The organism is Colwellia sp. 5_MG-2023 (assembly GCF_030547795.1).
GTDB lineage: Bacteria > Pseudomonadota > Gammaproteobacteria > Enterobacterales > Alteromonadaceae > Colwellia.
This window is the reverse complement of the sequence record NZ_JAUOPW010000003.1, coordinates 22,594-41,720: the sequence shown is the minus strand read 5'-3', so window position 1 is coordinate 41,720 and position 19,127 is coordinate 22,594. Positions and strand designations below refer to the sequence as shown.

Annotated in this window: 16 protein-coding genes; 4 read left to right on the top strand and 12 right to left on the bottom strand. The window is 36.4% G+C overall.

Translation table 11 applies throughout. The features are described from left to right. Positions 1 to 297 precede the first annotated feature (297 nt). Both Q4496_RS03355 and Q4496_RS03350 read left to right on the top strand, forming a co-directional pair. The gene (locus Q4496_RS03355) at positions 298 to 2,277 is read left to right on the top strand and encodes a methyl-accepting chemotaxis protein (RefSeq protein WP_215973455.1); all 1,980 of its coding nucleotides are present in this window, start codon (positions 298 to 300) and stop codon (positions 2,275 to 2,277) included. Between the two features lie 80 nt (positions 2,278 to 2,357). Continuing rightward, positions 2,358 to 2,573 carry a DUF3820 family protein gene (locus Q4496_RS03350; RefSeq protein ID WP_215973456.1) on the top strand — a complete coding sequence of 72 codons (216 nt, stop codon included), beginning with the start codon at positions 2,358 to 2,360 and terminating at the stop codon, positions 2,571 to 2,573. On the opposite strand, the gene Q4496_RS03345 is transcribed toward Q4496_RS03350, so the two are convergent. Further along, complete coding sequence (locus Q4496_RS03345; RefSeq protein ID WP_303609929.1) at positions 2,574 to 3,857, bottom strand: multifunctional CCA addition/repair protein; 1,284 nt, start codon at positions 3,855 to 3,857, stop codon at positions 2,574 to 2,576. It lies immediately after the preceding gene. Positions 3,858 to 4,089: 232 nt separating this feature from the next. Here Q4496_RS03345 and Q4496_RS03340 point away from each other — a divergent pair, with 232 nt between their 5' ends. Then, a complete protein-coding gene (locus Q4496_RS03340; protein WP_215973457.1) occupies positions 4,090 to 5,799 on the top strand; it encodes an AAA family ATPase in 1,710 nt (569 codons plus the stop codon). Positions 5,800 to 6,181: 382 nt separating this feature from the next. Here the strand turns inward: Q4496_RS03340 and leuD are convergent, their stop codons facing one another. The 10 genes from leuD to Q4496_RS03290 all read right to left on the bottom strand — a co-directional run bounded on the left by leuD (position 6,182) and on the right by Q4496_RS03290 (position 17,501). Next, positions 6,182 to 6,778, bottom strand: a complete 597-nt coding sequence (leuD, locus tag Q4496_RS03335; RefSeq protein WP_215973458.1) for a 3-isopropylmalate dehydratase small subunit — start codon at positions 6,776 to 6,778, stop codon at positions 6,182 to 6,184. A 29-nt stretch (positions 6,779 to 6,807) separates the two neighbouring features. Beyond that, a complete protein-coding gene (leuC, locus tag Q4496_RS03330) occupies positions 6,808 to 8,223 on the bottom strand; it encodes a 3-isopropylmalate dehydratase large subunit (RefSeq protein ID WP_215973459.1) in 1,416 nt (471 codons plus the stop codon). Positions 8,224 to 8,242: 19 nt separating this feature from the next. Continuing rightward, positions 8,243 to 9,340: a 3-isopropylmalate dehydrogenase gene (gene leuB, locus Q4496_RS03325; RefSeq protein WP_215973460.1), complete on the bottom strand. Its 1,098-nt coding sequence runs from the start codon at positions 9,338 to 9,340 to the stop codon at positions 8,243 to 8,245. Positions 9,341 to 9,494: 154 nt separating this feature from the next. After that, positions 9,495 to 11,111, bottom strand: coding sequence for a 2-isopropylmalate synthase (gene leuA / locus Q4496_RS03320; RefSeq protein ID WP_215973461.1), 1,617 nt, complete (start codon positions 11,109 to 11,111; stop codon positions 9,495 to 9,497). 531 nt (positions 11,112 to 11,642) lie between these two features. Then, a complete protein-coding gene (kdsB, locus tag Q4496_RS03315) occupies positions 11,643 to 12,380 on the bottom strand; it encodes a 3-deoxy-manno-octulosonate cytidylyltransferase (protein ID WP_303603037.1) in 738 nt (245 codons plus the stop codon). Next, positions 12,377 to 13,042, bottom strand: coding sequence for an HAD family hydrolase (locus Q4496_RS03310; RefSeq protein ID WP_303609928.1), 666 nt, complete (start codon positions 13,040 to 13,042; stop codon positions 12,377 to 12,379). Before Q4496_RS03310 ends, kdsB begins: the two co-directional genes overlap by 4 nt. Beyond that, positions 13,029 to 14,642, bottom strand: coding sequence for an aldolase catalytic domain-containing protein (locus Q4496_RS03305; protein ID WP_303609927.1), 1,614 nt, complete (start codon positions 14,640 to 14,642; stop codon positions 13,029 to 13,031). Before Q4496_RS03305 ends, Q4496_RS03310 begins: the two co-directional genes overlap by 14 nt. 64 nt (positions 14,643 to 14,706) lie before the next feature. Beyond that, a complete protein-coding gene (locus Q4496_RS03300; protein ID WP_215973465.1) occupies positions 14,707 to 15,756 on the bottom strand; it encodes a polysialyltransferase family glycosyltransferase in 1,050 nt (349 codons plus the stop codon). A gap of 91 nt (positions 15,757 to 15,847) precedes the next feature. Beyond that, positions 15,848 to 16,741 carry a glycosyltransferase family 2 protein gene (locus Q4496_RS03295; RefSeq protein WP_303603033.1) on the bottom strand — a complete coding sequence of 298 codons (894 nt, stop codon included), beginning with the start codon at positions 16,739 to 16,741 and terminating at the stop codon, positions 15,848 to 15,850. 145 nt (positions 16,742 to 16,886) lie between these two features. Continuing rightward, positions 16,887 to 17,501, bottom strand: coding sequence for a TIGR04211 family SH3 domain-containing protein (locus Q4496_RS03290; protein ID WP_215973467.1), 615 nt, complete (start codon positions 17,499 to 17,501; stop codon positions 16,887 to 16,889). 148 nt (positions 17,502 to 17,649) lie between these two features. Here Q4496_RS03290 and Q4496_RS03285 point away from each other — a divergent pair, with 148 nt between their 5' ends. Continuing rightward, a complete protein-coding gene (locus Q4496_RS03285; RefSeq protein WP_215973468.1) occupies positions 17,650 to 18,300 on the top strand; it encodes an inorganic triphosphatase in 651 nt (216 codons plus the stop codon). Positions 18,301 to 18,766: 466 nt separating this feature from the next. Here the strand turns inward: Q4496_RS03285 and Q4496_RS03280 are convergent, their stop codons facing one another. Further along, positions 18,767 to 19,096, bottom strand: coding sequence for a hypothetical protein (locus Q4496_RS03280; protein WP_303603106.1), 330 nt, complete (start codon positions 19,094 to 19,096; stop codon positions 18,767 to 18,769). Positions 19,097 to 19,127: the final 31 nt, after the last annotated feature.

Sequence of the window (19,127 nt, the reverse complement as noted above, 5' to 3'; positions counted from 1 at the left end):
GACGTTGCCAATTTAGTGAAAAACGATGCGTTTAACTAACGAACCAATTGTTGTCACGGTTAAAATAACATGTCTTTTGATAAGTATGCTGCTAGAAAGTTATTCGGTTAAACTTATCAGCATAAAATGTAAGTGAAGCTTAATATATTATTAACACCTATCAAGTCACAACAATTCATTTATAAGTGGTTTTTATATGTTAAAAATAATAACCTTTATATTATGACTTAAATGCTAATGTATAATGAAATCGCTAGGTTATAAATAGTTGTATTAACTAAAAGGAATAAGTTGTAGATGTTTTCATTTAAAAAATCTAATAAAATTATAGAACTACATAGTAATAATGTTTTTCTATTAAAAGAGAATCAATTAAACACGTTACCTGAATATATGGTTTCTGGCCAATTGTACCCTTTAGTTATTGCATATTTACCTCCAAACATCTCTAGCTCACAAAATATAGCATCACAAATACAAAATGTTCTTTCTAGGTATTCCAGTAATATTATTACGGTAATGACAGCGGGTTGTTTAAGTAATAAAAAGCAAGAAAAAGGTGTTTATCATACTGCGGAAGATCCAGATATCGTTTTTCATATTTTTAGTGATCAAATTATCGACGAAATTTCGGTTCAAACTATTGATATACCAGCACATACTGACCATAAAAGCCTTATACAACACACTAATACGATGACAAAGAGTATTAATGCAATGAAACCTAGTTTTCAAATAGAACACAGTAATACCTTTGCATTAACGTGGTTTGCAGGTTTAGCTGCAATGGAAAATCAATTTTTGGAAGCTTTATATTCATCCAGTAATCAGCTTGCATGTGACTTTATCGGTGGATCGAGCGGTGGCAAGTTAGATTTTAAAAGTGCCGCCATTGGCTACAATGGAAAAATGAGTGAAAAACAAGCTGTTATCGCTTTTGTTAAATTGAAACCACAATATCGTCATGCAATTTTTAAATCCCATAATTTTGATTTAACTGATGTTTCTTTTTCTGTTGCTGAATCAAACAATGCAACTCGTACACTAAGTACTGTTATTAATGAGCGAGGCGATATTGAAACTGTTGTTGAATTTCTCTGTCGAAGGTTAAATGTTTCACCAGCTAATTTAGAGCAACGTTTAGTTGAAAATGCTTTTGCCGTGCAAATGAATGATGAGTTAATTATTCGTTCTGTAAGTGGCATTGATTTAAGGTCAAACACGATTAGTTTTTTCTCAGATATGAGTTTTGGTGAAACGATACACTTAGTTAAAGTTAAAGACATTTCTCGCCATACAAACACTCAATTCAAACAATTACTTGATGAAATTGGTGGTAAAGCGGAAACGATGATCATCACAGACTGTATTCTTCGGAGAATACAAAACTCATCAGAACAATTAAATATGATTGATTATTCAGCTGTCAACAATGTTGCTGGTTACAGTAGTTTCGGAGAAACGTTAGGACAACACCAAAATAACACAGCAGTAATATTACTTATATATAAAAGCGATAAAGATGCGCCTTTACATGGTTCTATAAGCTCATTTCCACTTAGAATGGCAAATTACCGAGCATATTATCTTGAAACACAGTTACAACAAGAACGATTTTTTAATAGTATTCAGGCTGAGCTAATCGTTTCATTAGAAAAGTATCAACCTATCGTAGAATCATCAATGAATAGTCTTACTTCATTAGCTGAAAAATCACAACAGAGTCATGCAGAACAAGAGCGCATTGCTAAAGCACTTAATGAGCTTATTGAGGAAACGAATAGTCAGCAAGGAAAGCGTGATGAATTAGTTGCTAAAGTCGCAACATTAAATGCTTCAACCGTTGAAATTGTTAATGTGATTAGTGCCATTAGCGGTATTGCAGATCAAACAAATTTACTTGCGCTTAACGCGGCTATTGAAGCGGCTAGAGCTGGTGAGTCAGGTAGAGGTTTTTCTGTTGTTGCCGATGAGGTACGTAAACTTGCAACCCATACAACTACTAATGTAAAGCAGACCTCTGGAGCGGTAAAATCGGTAGAAGAAGCGGTTGATGCTATTTCAGAAAGTATTGATTTCTTTAATCATCAAACGAATATACAACAAGAAAAAACCAGCAATATGTCGGCTATTATGTCTCAACTTGTTTCTTCTTCAGAAAGCTCAATGCTTGAAGCGACTAAAGGGGTAAATTTAGTAGAAAATCAAAGTGTAGAAATGGATAGTATTCAAAGTAATACCGAAAAACTAAATATTTTAAGAGCATTAAAAGGCTAAATAAATTTCAGCAGTTATTTAGTTTATCTTATTAAAAACGTGCCCATTATTATTTTAAAAGACCAATTTAGCGAAAAACGATGAGTTTAACTAACGAACAAATTATTGCCACGGTGAATATGAAAATGCCTTTTGGTAAATATGCCGGTAGAAAATTATTACATTTACCTGAACCCTACTTAGTTTGGTTTCACTCAAAAGGTTTTCCTGAAGGCAAAATTGGCGAACAATTAGCTTTTATTTATGAAATAAAGCTAAATGGCTTAGAAAGTATTTTCGAACCCATGATTGAGTAATTAATCTAGTGAATATTTATTTTTTACTGCTTTTATTGCGGTTAAGCGAGCGTTTGCCATTGCTTCTTTTATTGCAATCCCCTTTAATCCTTGCTCAACAAAGGTTTTCGCATTGACCTGTAGTGCCGATAACATAGTCTCTTTTAAATATTCTGCTTGCGGGTAGGAGCGATCTTCAAAGTTAAGGCGTCCTAAAAAGTCGCTTTTACAAGCAATTATAAAATCATCAAACTCTTTGGGTTTTCGCCAAACATCTAGTTGATCAAATATTTTTAATAAGGTGCTGGCTTTCAACTGAAAAGCTTTATGGCAATGCAAATGATGCTCACATACTTTCAAAGCTAGTTGTTTGTAATAGGTGGGGACTCTAAGTTTATTGGCGATATCTTCTACTAAAGGAAGTCCTGACTTTTCATGGCCTTTATGACTTGGCCACAGCTCGCTAACGGTGACCCCTTTACCTAAATCATGGCATAAAGCAGCAAAACGAATAGCCGTTTTATTCTCATTGTTTTTTGTTAGTAAAACCGCTTGCTGTAATACCATCATGGTATGAATACCACTGCAAATTTCAGGGTGCCATTTAGCAGGATTAGGTATTCCCCATAGTTTATCAAGATCAGGCCATAATACGCTGAGTGCTTTACAGTCACGTAAAACATTAAAAAATACTTCGGGGTGATCTTCGGCCAAGCTACGCTGCATCTCTTGCCAAACGCGTTCAGCAGGTAAGCTTGTTAGCTCACCACTTTCGCTGATTTTCTGCATCAAACGCATTGTTTCGTCTGCAACGGTAAAACCAAACTCATGATATCGAGCAGCAAAACGAGCGACACGAAGTACTCTTAAAGGATCTTCAATAAAGGCTTCGCTAACATGGCGTAATATTCTATTTTTCAGATCATGTTGTCCGTTATAAGGATCAACAATATCACCACAAGCATTTCTCGCCATGGCATTGACGGTTAAATCTCGGCGTAATAAATCTTGTTCTATTGTGACGTCAGGCTCAGCATAACAAGCAAAGCCGGTATAACCTTGCCCTTGTTTACGTTCGGTACGTGCCAGAGCGTATTCTTCTTTAGTTTTTGGGTGTAAAAATACCGGGAAGTCTTTACCCACTTGATGAAAACCAAGTGATAACATTTGTTCTACCGTAGCACCAACGACTAAATAGTCGTAATCTTTAATGGGCCTGTTTAACAATTGATCGCGAACTGCACCACCCACAAGATAAATATCAAGCTCTGGTATATTTGGAATAGTGTTGTTATGCGTGGTCAAAGAATACCTCCTATAGATGATAAATAAAGTTTACCATAATATTCGTAGACATCACCCCGTTAAAAGAGTAATTTTGCTAGTATATTAAGCTTTGTCATTATATTCGGGCTTTATCAGTAGATTCTGTTTTAGTAGTATAATAAGCTTTAGTAGTATACTTAACCTGAGCTTAGGTTATTAAACTTTCGCTATCACCTTTAATCATTACCTTCTTAAGTAGCAGCAACGTTTTATGTACAGAAACTTCTTTTCATTAAGTGAATTACCTTTTTCTATTGCACCAAACCCTAAATACTTATTTATGAGTGATAGGCATCGTGAGGCGCTGACACATTTAAGTCATGGTTTAGGTGGCGTAGGAGCAAGCGATAACGGCGGTTTTGTGTTACTTACAGGAGAGGTTGGTACTGGAAAAACTACAGTAAGTCGTTGTTTGATGGATGATTTACCTAAAGATACGCAGTTAGCTTTTATTTTAAATCCGACCTTATCAAGCCAAGAACTATTAGCAACGATTTGTGACCAGCTGAAAATTCGTTACCGTAAAACGGGCGCTACTTTAAAAACGTTAACAGATAAAATTTCTGAAAAGTTAGTAAAAAACCACGATGCTAATATTAATACTATATTGATTATTGATGAAGCTCAGCATCTTGAGGCGCAAGTATTAGAACAACTTCGTCTGTTAACCAACTTAGAAACAAATACTAAAAAGTTATTACAGGTTATCTTAATTGGTCAGCCTGAATTACAGCAGTTATTAAAGCGCCGAGACTTACGTCAATTAGCGCAGCGTATTACCGCTAGATATCATTTATTACCCCTAAACACTCAAGAATTAGCGGCTTATATTAAGCATAGATTATCGGTAGCTGATTGTCATAGAGCACTTTTTGATAAAGGAGCTATTGCAACAATTCATAAATTATCTCAAGGAATACCAAGACTTATTAACTTGCTTTGCCATAGTTCATTAATGGAAGCTTATAACAGTAATAATGCTGTTGTTAATAAAAAAATTGTTTTAAAAGCGGCTAGTCATGCACTAGGTGATGACTTTGAACAAACACCGTGGTGGCAGAATAAAAACATTCAAATAGCATCAGCGGCTAGTGCATTAATTTTAGTATTAGTTGCTGGCTTTTGGTTAGGGCAATCACAAAATACTATCACTACATCGACTGATGTACCGGTATTACTTCAAGAAGAGTCTTCACAACAATTAAGTAATAACGCTTTACCTAAAGCAGTGGAGTCTTTGGAAGAAGCCGTAGAAGGGACAACCAAAACTGTCACTGAAAAGGCCGAGCCAGCTCAAGATAATGAAGTTGAACAGATTATTGTTAGTGGCGATGTTCCTAGAAAAGCGTCCGCACAAAAAACGGTACAACAAAATCAAGTTGAGCACGTTATAGAGCCACAAAAAACAACAGAAAAAGAAGCGGTTATTACAACAAAAACAGCTAGTCAGTCAATTAATGAGCCAGTTGCAAAAAGCGCTCTAAAACCTGCATCAAAGCCACCAGCATTAAAGCCTACAACAAAAGCTGAAGCAGAAGAAAATAACTATCAAATAGAAGCGGTTGATGGTGTGTCAGATGATCTATTAGCTCGTTTTCAAGCGGCGATAGAGGAAACGGAAAGTAATACTGATGAAGACCCGGCAACCGCATTAGCGAAAAAACAAGAGCAACCTACTAACAGTGAAATAAAGTCATTAACAGAAATGCCTGCATGGGTACAAGAAGGCGTGCCAAGCTTACGTTTTGAACAACATATTTATGCGTCTGATGGGGAAGGTTGGGTTAACGTTAATGGTCGAGATCGCTATGAAGGTGACAACATTGCTAATGGCGTTATTATTGATAAAATTTTACCTCAACAAGTTATTCTAACTTATCGTGGTGAAAAGTTTAGTTTACCCGCGCTGACTAATTGGTAAAATTAAGTTTTATCCATCGTTATTAAGATCATCAATCAAGTTCAGGATAACAACTTTGAAGCTCAATATGACAAATAATGCGTCATTCCGTAAATGGCTTAATACGGAATCCTATGAAGTTTATTTACCGTTATTGAAAAGAAAGTTGTCGATGCTAATTATACCAATCTCACTAACTATGTGATCATTTTTACTTGCTAAAATCACCAACTACATCGTTATTTATTTAATAATTAGAACAACTAGTTATTGAAATAAATGCCTTGTATTTGGCAATTTTTTCTACGTATAAATTTGTTCACTTAATTAATGAAACTGGTATTAGTTATTGATGTAGGCAGTAACTAAGCAGCATCTAAATTACTGCCTACTAATTTGAAGCTTACTGCCAAGCCGGCATTTTATCTTCAAACGCTTTAATGGCATCTAATTTATTTAATGTCCAACCAACGCTATCAACACCATTTTCTAAACTGTATTGTTGAAATTCACTTAAGCTGAATTTAAAGACTAAATCACCGCAAGTAACCGTGTTGTTCGGTAAGTCTACTGTAATCGTTAATACTGACTCTGTAGATAGCTTAAATAGCTGCTCCACCTCTTCTTCTGTTAGTTGTATCGGTAAAATCCCAATATTAATACAATTACCATAAAAAATATCAGCAAAACTTGATGAAATAAGCACTTTAAATCCAAACTCTTGTAGAGCCCAAGGCGCGTGTTCACGACTTGAACCACAACCAAAGTTTTCACCGGCTAATAAAATGCTAGCGCCTTTATATTCTGGTTTGTTAATTACAAAGTCAGGATTCTCTTGTGTACCAGCATGATCAAGATAGCGGCTATCGTGAAATAAGTGCACACCAAAACCGATACGTTCAGTTTTTTGTAAAAATTGCTTTGGTATAATTTGGTCTGTATCTACATTGGCAACATCTAGTGGTGCAACCAAGCCTGTGTGTGTGTTAAATTTTTCCATTTTCTAATCCTCAATAAGCTTGTTGGCAGTTACGCATTTAAATCAACAAAGTGACCAGTGATGGCTGCAGCAGCTGCCATTTCAGGGCTCACTAAGTGAGTACGGCTACCACGGCCTTGACGACCTTCAAAATTACGGTTACTTGTTGACGCACAACGATCACCCGCTTCTAATACATCGTCATTCATGCCTAAACACATTGAACAACCAGGTAAACGCCACTCAAAACCAGCGTCGATAAATATTTTGTCTAAACCTTCTTGCTCAGCAAGCTCTTTTACGCGGTATGAGCCAGGCACAATAATCGCATCAACACTATCAACCACTTGTTGTCCTTCATAGCGCTGTACAATGTCTGCTGCTGCACGTAAATCTTCAATACGTGAATTCGTACAAGAGCCAATAAATACTTTATTTACTTGAATATCTACCATCTTAGTGCCAGCAGTTAAGTTCATGTACTTAAGGGCATTGATGCAAGACTCTTTTTCAACAGGATCACTGAAATCATCAGGTGAAGGCACTGCACCATCAACACTAACCACTTGTCCTGGGTTTGTGCCCCAAGTTACTTGTGCTTTAATATCTTTTGCATCTAATGTTACTACCGCGTCAAACTCAGCACCTTCATCAGACTTCAAATTGGTCCAATCAATAACCGCTTGCTCAAATACTTCACCTTTAGGGGCGTATTCCTTACCCTTCACATAATCAAATGTTGTTTGATCGGGAGCAATTAAACCTGCTTTTGCGCCAAATTCTATACTCATGTTACACACTGTCATACGCTCTTCCATACTAAGCGCTTCAATTGCTTCACCACAGTATTCAACAACATAACCAGTTGCTCCAGCACTACCTGTTTTACCAATAATGGCTAAGATAATATCTTTTGCACTGATACCAGCACCAACATTACCTTTAACTTCAACTTTCATGGTTTTTGCTTTATTTTGACGCAATGTTTGAGTCGCAAAAACGTGCTCTACTTCAGAAGTACCAATACCAAAAGCAAGTGCACCAAAAGCACCATGTGTTGCCGTATGAGAGTCACCACAAACAATGATAGTACCAGGTAAGGTTAATCCTAATTCCGGTCCCATAACATGGGCGATACCTTGATTTTTATGGCCCATACCGAACAATTCGATACCAAATTCTTTACAGTTTTTTTCTAATGCACGTAATTGATTCGCCGCGCCTTCACCCGCCGCATCAATTTTAATAGAACGTGTTGAAATATTGTGATCCATGGTCGCAATAGTACGTTCAGGATGACGTACTGGGCGGTTATGAAAACGCAAATTTGCAAAGGCTTGTGGAGACGTTACTTCATGAATTAAATGACGATCAACATAAAGTAATGGTGTCTCACCCTTAGTTTCTTGAACTAAGTGGCTTTGCCATAATTTTTCATACATAGTTTTCGGGGTAGACGTAGTCATTTTAAGCGCTCTCTTCTTCTTAAATAGATTTTTGGGCAATAATTTGTTGGCAAATATAATCACCCACTTCACTGGTCGATTTTGCTTTTTCTCGTTTCTCTGCAGGTAATAAGTCGGCAGTAAGTATGCCGTTATCTAACGCACTGCCTACAGCATCTTCAATGGCTTTTGCTGCTTTTTCTTCATTTAAGCTATAACGTAGCATTAAGGCTGCTGATAAAATTTGTGCAATAGGGTTAGCGATACCCATACCTGCAATATCGGGTGCGCTGCCGCCAGCTGGCTCATACATACCAAAGCTTTTTTCATTTAAGCTTGCAGAAGGTAATAAGCCCATAGAGCCAGTAATCATCGCGCATATATCAGATAAAATATCACCAAATAAATTAGGACAAAGCATTACGTCAAATTGGTTTGGATCACGTACTAACTGCATTGCGGCGTTATCGACATAAAGATGCTCTAATTCAACTTCTGGGTATTCTACAGCAACTTCTTCAACGACTTGACGCCATAATTGGCTCGTGGCAAGTACATTGGCTTTATCTACTGACGTTACTTTATTATTGCGTTTTTTTGCAGCCTGAAAAGCAAGATGAGCAATACGTTTTATTTCACGACGCGAATAAAACATCGAATCAAAACCTGTTTCATCTTCTCCTTCACCTTTGCGTCCTTTTGGCTCACCAAAATAAATATCACCCGTTAATTCACGAATAATTAATACATCAAAACCTTGAGAAGAAATATCGCTACGTAAAGTAGATAGTGCCGATAAAGCTGGCTGTAGAGTTGCTGGGCGCATATTACAAAATAAATCGAAATGACCACGAAGCCCTAATAGAGCACAACGCTCTGGTTGTTCAGTTGGCGGCAAGTTTGCCCATTTAGGGCCACCAACACTACCAAATAATATAGCATCACTAGCTTCACAACCTTTCATTGTTGAATCGGGGAGGGCATTACCGTGATTATCAATGGCTGCGCCGCCAATATCATAATCTTTAGTATTTATTTCTAAATCAAATTTCTTTGCGATGGTCGTTAATACTTTCTTAGCTTCAACCATGACTTCTGGGCCGATACCGTCACCGGCTAAAATTGCTATATTAGACATTTGTATTTCTCTTTAAATTTTTGAATTACGGTTTAAAATTGCGCTTAGATGATGCATATTTAATAAAAACAGCTTAAATAGTAAATGTATTCTGAAATTTTATGCATCTGGCAGACGCTAAATTACTTTAACGCCTGCGACAGTGTTTTTGTGTTTACTTTTTAGCTGACTTTAAATCAGCAATTGTTATAGCACGGTGAATACTATTTAGTGCATGAATCAATGCTTGGCCTGAGGCTTCAATAACATCAGTTTCTAAACCATAGCCATGAAAGTTTCGCCCTTGCCAAGTAATCACTAAATCTGCTTGTCCTAAGCCATCTTCACCTGAGCCTTTATTTGAAATTGTGTAATCACTCACTTCAAATTCAATATCAACACTTTGTTTAATTGCTTGATAAAGCGCATCTACCGGCCCGTTACCTGTAGCGGCGTGTACTTTACTGTTATTTGCTTCACCTTCAACAGACGCTTCACCTGAGATTAGTTTAATGCTGGCGGTCGCAAAATCACCATCGCCACATTGTACATTGATTCGTTCTAGCCTGAAAAAGTCTTTCAAATCTTTTTGTTGTAATTTAAATACTAACGCTTCTAAATCGTCATCGAAAACTTGGCCTTTTTTATCCGCTAACGCTAAGAAATCTGCATAAAGCTCTTCAATTTCATAGTCCGACTCTTTATAACCTAAACTTTCCATGCGGTGCTTAATAACATGACGACCGCTACGCGAGGTTAAGTTTAATTTTGTTTTTGCAATACCGACACTTTCAGGCGTCATTATTTCATAGGTATTGCTGGCTTTTAACATTCCATCTTGGTGAATACCTGACGAATGACTGAAGGCGTTGCCGCCAACAATTGCTTTGTTTAATTGCACTGGCATATTACAAACAGTGCTTACTAATTTTGAAGTACGAGCAATTTCTTGATGGTTAATATTAGTATGTACGCCTAACAAGGCTTGGCGTGTTTGCATGATCATCGCCACTTCTTCTAAAGAACAGTTACCTGCACGTTCCCCAATACCATTAATAGTACATTCAATTTGACGAGCTCCTGCTTGCACTGCTGCCATTGAATTAGCCACCGCTAAACCTAAATCGTTATGGCAATGCACTGAAATAATTGCTTTATCAATATTTGGTACGCGGTTAAATAGGTTGGTAATAATCCCTTGAAACTCAAAAGGTAGCGTGTAGCCGACAGTATCAGGAATATTTACTGTTGTCGCACCTGCGGTAATTGCGGCTTCGACCATACGGCATAAATTATCAATAGGTGTACGGCCAGCATCCTCACAAGAAAACTCAACATCATCAGTAAATTTACGTGCATATTTCACTGCATGTACTGCCATAGCTTGAACGTCAGCAAACTCTTTCTTCAATTTTTGTTGTACATGAACATCTGATGTAGAAATAAATGTATGGATACGGAATTGTTCTGCTACTTTTAATGATTGTGCGCACGCGTCGATATCGGCTTCTACTGCACGGGCTAATCCACAAACACGGGCATTTTTAATTGTACGTGCTATTTGTTGAACTGATTCAAAGTCGCCAGGAGAAGAAACAGGAAAACCTACTTCCATAATATCTACTCCTAAACGTTCAAGCGATAATGCAATTTGTAATTTTTCATGCACAGACAAACTGGCATTTAGTGCTTGTTCACCATCACGTAACGTGGTGTCAAAAATAATCACATTATCTGTTGAGGACGAATTATTTGTAGCTGAACCTGGTGAGGTTGATGTGATATTGCTCATGTTTGTATCCTTGTATGCCTAATATTGTTACTAATACTGTTTGCTAATATTATTAAAAAACTAACCAACGCATAGACGTAAAAAAACCCGCGTTAGTTAGCGCGGGTTTTAATTATTTATTATCTGTTTTTATTTTTAGAGTAACCTCTTATTGAGTAATCTCTGAAAATGTTAATTAATAAGCAATAAAACCTAGCCGCGCACTTTGAGTGCGAGGAGGAGGAGGTTAATTGTATTGTGCTTAATTAATTTAATCATTTCTTTTTCGTTATTAGCATTCATTATTGGTATTTGTTTAAAAATGTAAAAAAAGCTAATAAGTATTCTCTTTTAAGTAAAAACTATTCAATATGCTATTAATAACGCATTTACCTAATTAGTGTCAATGATTTAATTGTATAGCGCTATAACAAAGCGCTATAACAAAGGATATAAGTGAGCTTTAATGACACTTTAGTACAGATGAATTTACTGTATTATTGGCTTGTTTACGATTAGCACCATAAAACGAGTTTGCTTAAATTTATGCAGTTAGCCCAAGCGTTGTAAGGCTTGAACAACACGTTCAACATCTTCAGGAACATCAATAGCCATAGAGCCACTATCAACTTTTATCATTTGTACGCTGTAGTTAGATTCTAGAAACCTTAATATTTCAATATCTTCAACTAACTCTAATGGTGTTTTTTTCTGATTGGCTAAAAAGAATTTAAGATGCGCCTTAGAGAAAGCGTAAATGCACACTTGTTTATGCGCAAATTTGAATTCACCATTTTTTGTTAATGGAATACCTGCACGGCTCATATACAAAAGTTTGCCTGATTGATCGCAAACTACTTTAGGCACAGTGGTAGAATTAAATTCACGTTCATCAGTAATTTCGCACATAGCATTAACAACAGCACCATCACCGGCTAAATAAGCACTAACTACGGTATTAATATCGTCAGGACTTATTAACGGCTCATCTCCTTGTACATTGATAATAAAATCACAATCAAGGGTTTGGTTTGCTTCGGCAAGTCTGTCCGTGCCAGTTAAACAGTCACTGCTTGTTCTTATTACCGCGCCACCAAAGCGTGTTACTACTTGTTCAATATCATCACTATCGGTTGCAACATAGACTTTTTCGGTGCCTACTGCTTCACAACAACGCTCCCAAACATGCTGAATCATAGGTTTTCCACAAAGATCGATTAATGGTTTTCCTGGAAAGCGAGAAGATTGAAATCTTGCAGGAATAACAACGGCAAAGTTTTGTGTATTCATAGTTCTTTTAAAACCTCTTCAAAGGAGTTAATTATTCGATAATTATATTTTAAGCATAAAGCGCGCATTTTCTCTTCAACGTTTGATAATGGGCTGTAAAATATAAAATCGATATTATTATCTTTTGCTGCTTCAAGATCAGATACTGCATCGCCTATCATTACTGCTGTTGATGTTGGGTGATTAGCTAAAACCTGAGTAACATGATTAACCTTTTTTTCAGGTGAACCGAGTATTTCTATAAAATGATGATCTAATGCCCGTTGTTGAAAAACATCTCTTAGCTCTTGTTGCTCTGAGCCACTTGCAACATATCTTATTGCGCTGCTTTTAACAAAGATGTCATTGATGAATGGGGTGCTGTCAGCCAGTAAATATAAGCTTTTACACTTTCTTGAATAAGAGGCTAATAAATCAGCTTTAAATTGCTCAGCCATTGAAGCACTGATATTGAGTAGTTCTTTTACAAAATAATCAACATGATAGAACCTAGACTTACCAAAGTTTTCGGCAAAAAATAGCGCGCAGCGGTTTACTTCATCTGTAGTGATATCAAATTCAGTTAACGCACTTCTCATCGCGTCAATTTTTAAAGTATTCGAATCAAGTATTACCCCATCACAATCAAAGATAAGTAGATCGTAATCACTAAACAGACGCATAAATTGATCCTTGAGTAATAGGGTAAGTTGTTGGTGTTAGTGCTAATAAATGATGACTAATTTGGAAGTTTTGCATTAAATTGAGCGTTTCAAGCATTTCTAATTGACGTGTATCATTACTATCATAACCATTAAAACCAACGAGTGTTACGTTATTGGCTTTCATGTTTTCAGCAACCGAGAAGGCATAAGCAACGGTTATATCAAAAGGAATCACACAGCTTGTTTCTTCTGTATAAAACTCACCTGTTTGTACTGCTAGGCCATAATCCATTAATGGGCAACTTGGTGAAAACAGTGCTAGCTCTTCATTACTAAATCTATGTTTTGGTAAAATTACCGGCTTTACTAGCGTATTATAGCTTGCTGACTCAGAAAGAAATTTGTTGTTGTGAGATAAACAATAATAATCAACAAAATCACTTAATTCAGTAATGACGTTAATCGCGATTACAATAGGATTTTTCTTCTGAATATAAGCAATGACATCAGGTAAATATTTATGTAAACCAGGGCCATTGGCAATAATTAATACTTCTCTGTTGGCCGCTATATTACATAAAACGGATGTACCACTGACTGGCTTTTTCTCGCCAGAGAAAGATAGAGCAGAGCGATAGACATCACTCACATAAGAAGATTTATTTTCTTGTTGGCTTAAATACTCAATCGCGCCAATAACTTCATCAGTACCAAAGTGGCTATCAGACAATAGGTTTTGAATATAAGTTGGGTGTAAGTTATTTTGAGCACCTAAAAAGTACAATAAATTACTGCCCCAGCCACATTTTTTTTGCATTTTTTCAAAATGACGAATGGCTAACTCATAAACGGGGGCTGCAACATAATTATTTTCTTCTTGAGAAACTACGGCTAATAAGTTTTCTGTTTGTGCATTACCAGCACCACGACCCATACCTGTAATGGTACTGTCTAACCACTTAACACCAACACTACGTGCAGTTAAGCAGTTATCAAGCGCTTTTGCCATATTATTATGGGTATGAATACCTAGCTCACCTTGCCAATGTTCTCTTAAGGCTGATACGATACGTTTAACTTCGTTGCCATCCATATTACCTAGAGAGTCGGCAAAATATAAAACATCTAAACCCGCCCAGCTTTGTGCTATTTTTGCTTTTTCAGCGATCAATGAAGAAGGCTTACCACCCGCTTGCATTAAGTTATAGCCAACAATATAGCCTTTATCTTTAAGCGCTTTAACAATAGGCTCTGAGTGTTCTACTTCATGAAAATGTGCAGCAATACGAACTAAGTCCACTTTACTTTTAGCACGATCAACAAATAAGGCATCAACAGCATCTTCAACTGATAGGTTAGCATTTAAAATAGTTTTAGCGTCTATCATTACGCCATAAGTTGGGCCTTCAGGTAAATCTAAACGATTAAGGAAATCCTCAGAGGTATAAGCAAAAGCGCCAAGGAAACCCGGTTGGGCAAAGTTTCTTAAACCTAACTCAACATAATCGATTTTGGCTGCGACCATCGCAAGAATATAAGCTTGTACAACATCAGGTGAAAAATCCCAATGATTATAGTATCCGCCATCACGTAAGGTACAATCTAAAATTTTAAACATTTACTAATTCCTTTGGAATTTTTAGTGAAAACTTTTTAGTAAAAGCTTCTTTAATAAAAAAGCGTTAAACAGGCTCAAGCGACAGAAACGTTATACCCAAACTATGAAATAGATTTTTCAGTTGTTTTGACATATCACTATTTACTTCAAATGCTTGTACCGTTACCTTGGGCTTAAGCCATTTTGCGGTTAACAGTGCTGTTGATACATCACCAATAATCGATGTGTCGTTAGACAGCTTAGGTAAAAGAAGTTCCATTCCTAAGGTATTTGGTAGCGCAATGCTCTCTGGAAACATTTGTGTTAATAACGCCATATCTTTACTTTTAGGATGTGCTTTTATAGCAATATTCTGAGGCTGAAAATGTTTAAGAATAGTGTTTTTGATTTGCTGTAAAAATTGCGGATTTTTTAAATAAAAAGATTCGTTGGGTAAACATAAAACCGCTTTTACATTACTAAAATTGATAGTATTTAAGGTGTCGTATTTTTGAATTAAAAACGCATTAACATCAAGGAAAGCCTGGCTTGAAAAAATCTCTTGATCAAGTGCAATAAGTTCTTTCGTTTTTAATAACGGGTGAGCTTCTTCAGGTACGGCCAAATAAGCTTTTGAAATCCAACTTGAACTACCTGTGGTTAAGGGGTTTTTCCACCATAAACCATAAATGAGTTTTTTTAGTGTTGGATCTATATATTGATGTACTATGCTATTGATAGATTTATGCCCAAGGTAGCTTACCGTACCATCATCAATATAAATGCCTTCCACCTCAGCATTTACCTTGCTTGCTTGATGCATAGCAAATTGAAACTCCATTCTTCTATCGCTACCAGTAAATATCCGATCAGGTATTGTTGACGAGATTAACGCTTTTAACTGAGCAAAGCGTACTTTTCTTTTAGAAAACTTAGCTTGCTCATCGTCAACAGATAGTTCATAGGTTTGTTGGAAAATGTCAGTGCAATGTCGAGTCGCTTTTGAATACTGCTGTGCGGTTTCTTCATTTTTACTAATGAAGATAGCAATATTGTTATCACCTTGATGCGAAATCGCTAAATTAGTCGCAATGAAAAAATGTAAAGGTGATGATATAAAAAAATAATTAGTCATAACGATTATTGAAACTCTCAATTGCTCTTTGTCTAAGCTTAACTATCTCTTAGCTTAGGTGTATGTCTATCGTAAGCAAAGTTACGTAGGTTTACTCTTGTATACGTCTAATTTTACTTCTCAGTTTTGAGCGAAAAGTATTTTCTTTGTATCTACCTTTATAAACATGTCTTATTTGATAAACGCCATCTACCTCAAGCGGAACACCTTCTGAGCCAAGTAACCAGCGAAACTCTCTATCTTCATAACATTTACACCAATGCTCAGAAAGGGTTTGATAAATTGATAAACCGTCACAATAACCAATAGCACGCGCTACATCGCCATGTACTATTTGGAAAGCGCCTTTTGCTTTATCACGTGAGTGTAAGCTAAAACCTGCGGTATCAATATTTACTAGCTGCGGCTCACTGTCTTTGCGTAACATAGGATCATCCTGTGCAAGCATTTCAGTAGTACATTCTTGTCTTGGGTAGTACAAGGCTTCTTGCTTACCTTGTAGTTGTTCAGCTAACGAATCTAAACAATTTTCATGAAAAATAATATCGCAGTCAGTGAACCATAACCAATCAGCATCAGTAGAGCGCGCGACCATGTTTCGGCCGATGGCACGTCTAAACAACTTCTCTTTGGGCAGCGCTTGAAAATTCCATGTGACGTTTTCCACCTTTTTTTGGCTAAAAAAGTCTAACACCGCTTGGCATTTAGTATCTTCTTTAGCATAAAAAACAGTTACGGTTAGCGCACATTTTTTGGGCGGATAGTTAATAAAAGAACTTAGCTGATAAGCAAGCATATTAGAATAGCCCCAACAATGGCTCACTATTTCTAATTTGAAAAAACCATCAACGGCGTTACGCTCATTGACTTTAGGTAAAGCCGAGCGAAACCAAGAAGCGGGTAATATATGCTTCAGTATTAAGCGGAAAAAATGTATGGCATAAGTGTTATACCAGTTCGGTGCGAAAGTCTTGGTTGTTTTCATTAACGAGTTCGATTCTTAATAGGTGATCATTATCCAGTAACAGAGCAGTCTCTGTTATCAGTAATATTATGAGTAATGGTTACTTTTATACAGATCTAGCCTTTATCGCATAAATTTTAGCGGCTAGATCTATATAAATAAGGTGTTAACCCCAGTTATCCATTGAAGCTCTGCGACGCGTAAATAGTTTAGGTAAAATAAGTCCTAAAATTAAGCCTAAGCCTAAAACAATAGCCCCATTAAAAAACCATTCTTTTTTAATGGCTGTGTCTTGACCTTTTAATTTATTTTGCGTTTGTTCTAGTGCTTGCTTTACCTGCTTAAGCTCTGTTTGTAACTGGTTTTTCTCTTCGTTAATTAAATTAATATTACTCTTTAATTCATTAACTTCACCGTCAAGTTGAGCAGTATAGTCATTACCATTTGCTAGCTTTTCTTTTATATCTGCAACAACAAAGCTTAACCCTGGTTGGCGAGTAATATACTTAGTTTCAACCCAAGTCACTCTATCTTTGTTATCAATTATTTCACTATAATCGTTCGAAGTATTACCGGTTGTTTTTAGTTCAGCCCCTGCATTTATTGAACCTAAAATACGATAATTAGTACCAGGGCCTGCATGCATAAAAATGCTTAAGTCATCAATAATATAACCTTGCTGATTTTCTGCATGAGCAGAGAAAGCAGCAAAAAAAAGCACGATAAAACCAAGGGTGTTGTGCTTAATTAGTTTTTTTAAATGTAATATAGGAGAATTCATGGATCAGCCAATTAGTAAAAGTAAATCATTGAAAAGGAGATATTATGTGTTTGGCGTATTTATATCAAGTTAAGATTAAGAATCCTTTGGCCTCTTGATAAACAAAGTGTACTCTATAATGGAATGGGCAAAATAAAAGTTTGAGAAAATGACAACAGAAATAGAATTAAAATATCAACTATCAAGTAAGTATAACGATAATAGCGAAATTGTTACTGCTATAACCACTATGCTAAATACTAAAAACATTACTTTTGAAAAAAATCAAAACCAACTTATCAATGACTACTTTGATAATGATAATTTAGACTTGAGAAAAATGGACTTTGGTTTGAGAATTCGAACTAGAGGCGACAAACATGAACAAACTATTAAAACGGCAGGCATAGTTAAAGATGGCCTGCATCAACGACCAGAGTATAACGTTGATATAGAAAGTAGAATAGTAAATTTAGCATTGTTTCCATCTCATATTTGGCCTGAAAATGTCGATGTAATGGCATTACAACAGAGTTTACAGGTATTATTTTCCACTAATTTCTCACGACATACTTGGCTTATTTATCAAGGTGATAATATTATTGAATTAGCGTTAGACAGTGGCGATATTTCTACCACGCCGGCACAGCCAAGTGTCGTAATTAACGAGATTGAAATTGAATTAGTGAAAGGTGATAAAGAAGCGTTATTTACCTTAGCAAAACAATTGTTAAATATTGTGTCAATGCACCCTTCTGATGTAAGCAAGGCTGCACGTGGTTACGCTTTATACTATGATAAAATAAAGAAACCTAAGTAATATTAGGTTTTACCTTCATAAACACTATCTCTATCAAAAATAATTGATGTCAGTCAAAGCATAGATCGTCCTTTTGAACACCGGTCATGACCCCGAGTGTCGTCTGCTCTTATTATTAGGCGAATAAATTCGCCCCTACGGTAATGTTGATCACCTTCATCTAACAATGTTCTTTGTTAAGGCATATGTAGGGTGAATGTAGAGGCGTATGCAGGGCGCATGTAGAGGCGACTTCAGTCGCCTATTTTTATTAGGCGAATAAATTCGCCCCTACGGTGATGTCGATCACCTTCGTCTAACAATGTTTTTTGTTAGGACGTATGTAGGGTGAATGTAGAGGCGTATGTAGGGCGCATGTAGGGGCGACTTCAGTCGCCTGTTCTTATTAGGCGAATAAATTCGCCCCTACGGTAATGTTGATCACCTTCGCCTAACAATGTTTTTTTAGGGCGTATGTAGGGTGAACTTATTGATTTTCACTTAACTTTACATGCTGAATCAGCTCATCCATCAACTTTCTTTTTATCTCTAGTTGTTGCTCAGCTTTTAGGTTGTATTTCTCAGCTAATACTTGATAATCTTCAGGCGCTAAACTAACCGTAAGGCGAGGGCGCTTAGGGCGTTTATTAATAGAAAGTCCTAAAATATCACGAATTTGATCAGACGGGCTTAAACCAGCATCAAGCGCTTGCTTCCTAATGGACAATTGTATTTTCTCATCCATGTCAAAAGCGACTTGAACTGCTTTTATTGCCTTTATTGATGATTGCCACTTTTCCGGCATTTTATTTGTCATAAGAGTCTCTACTTACATCAATTACTATCGT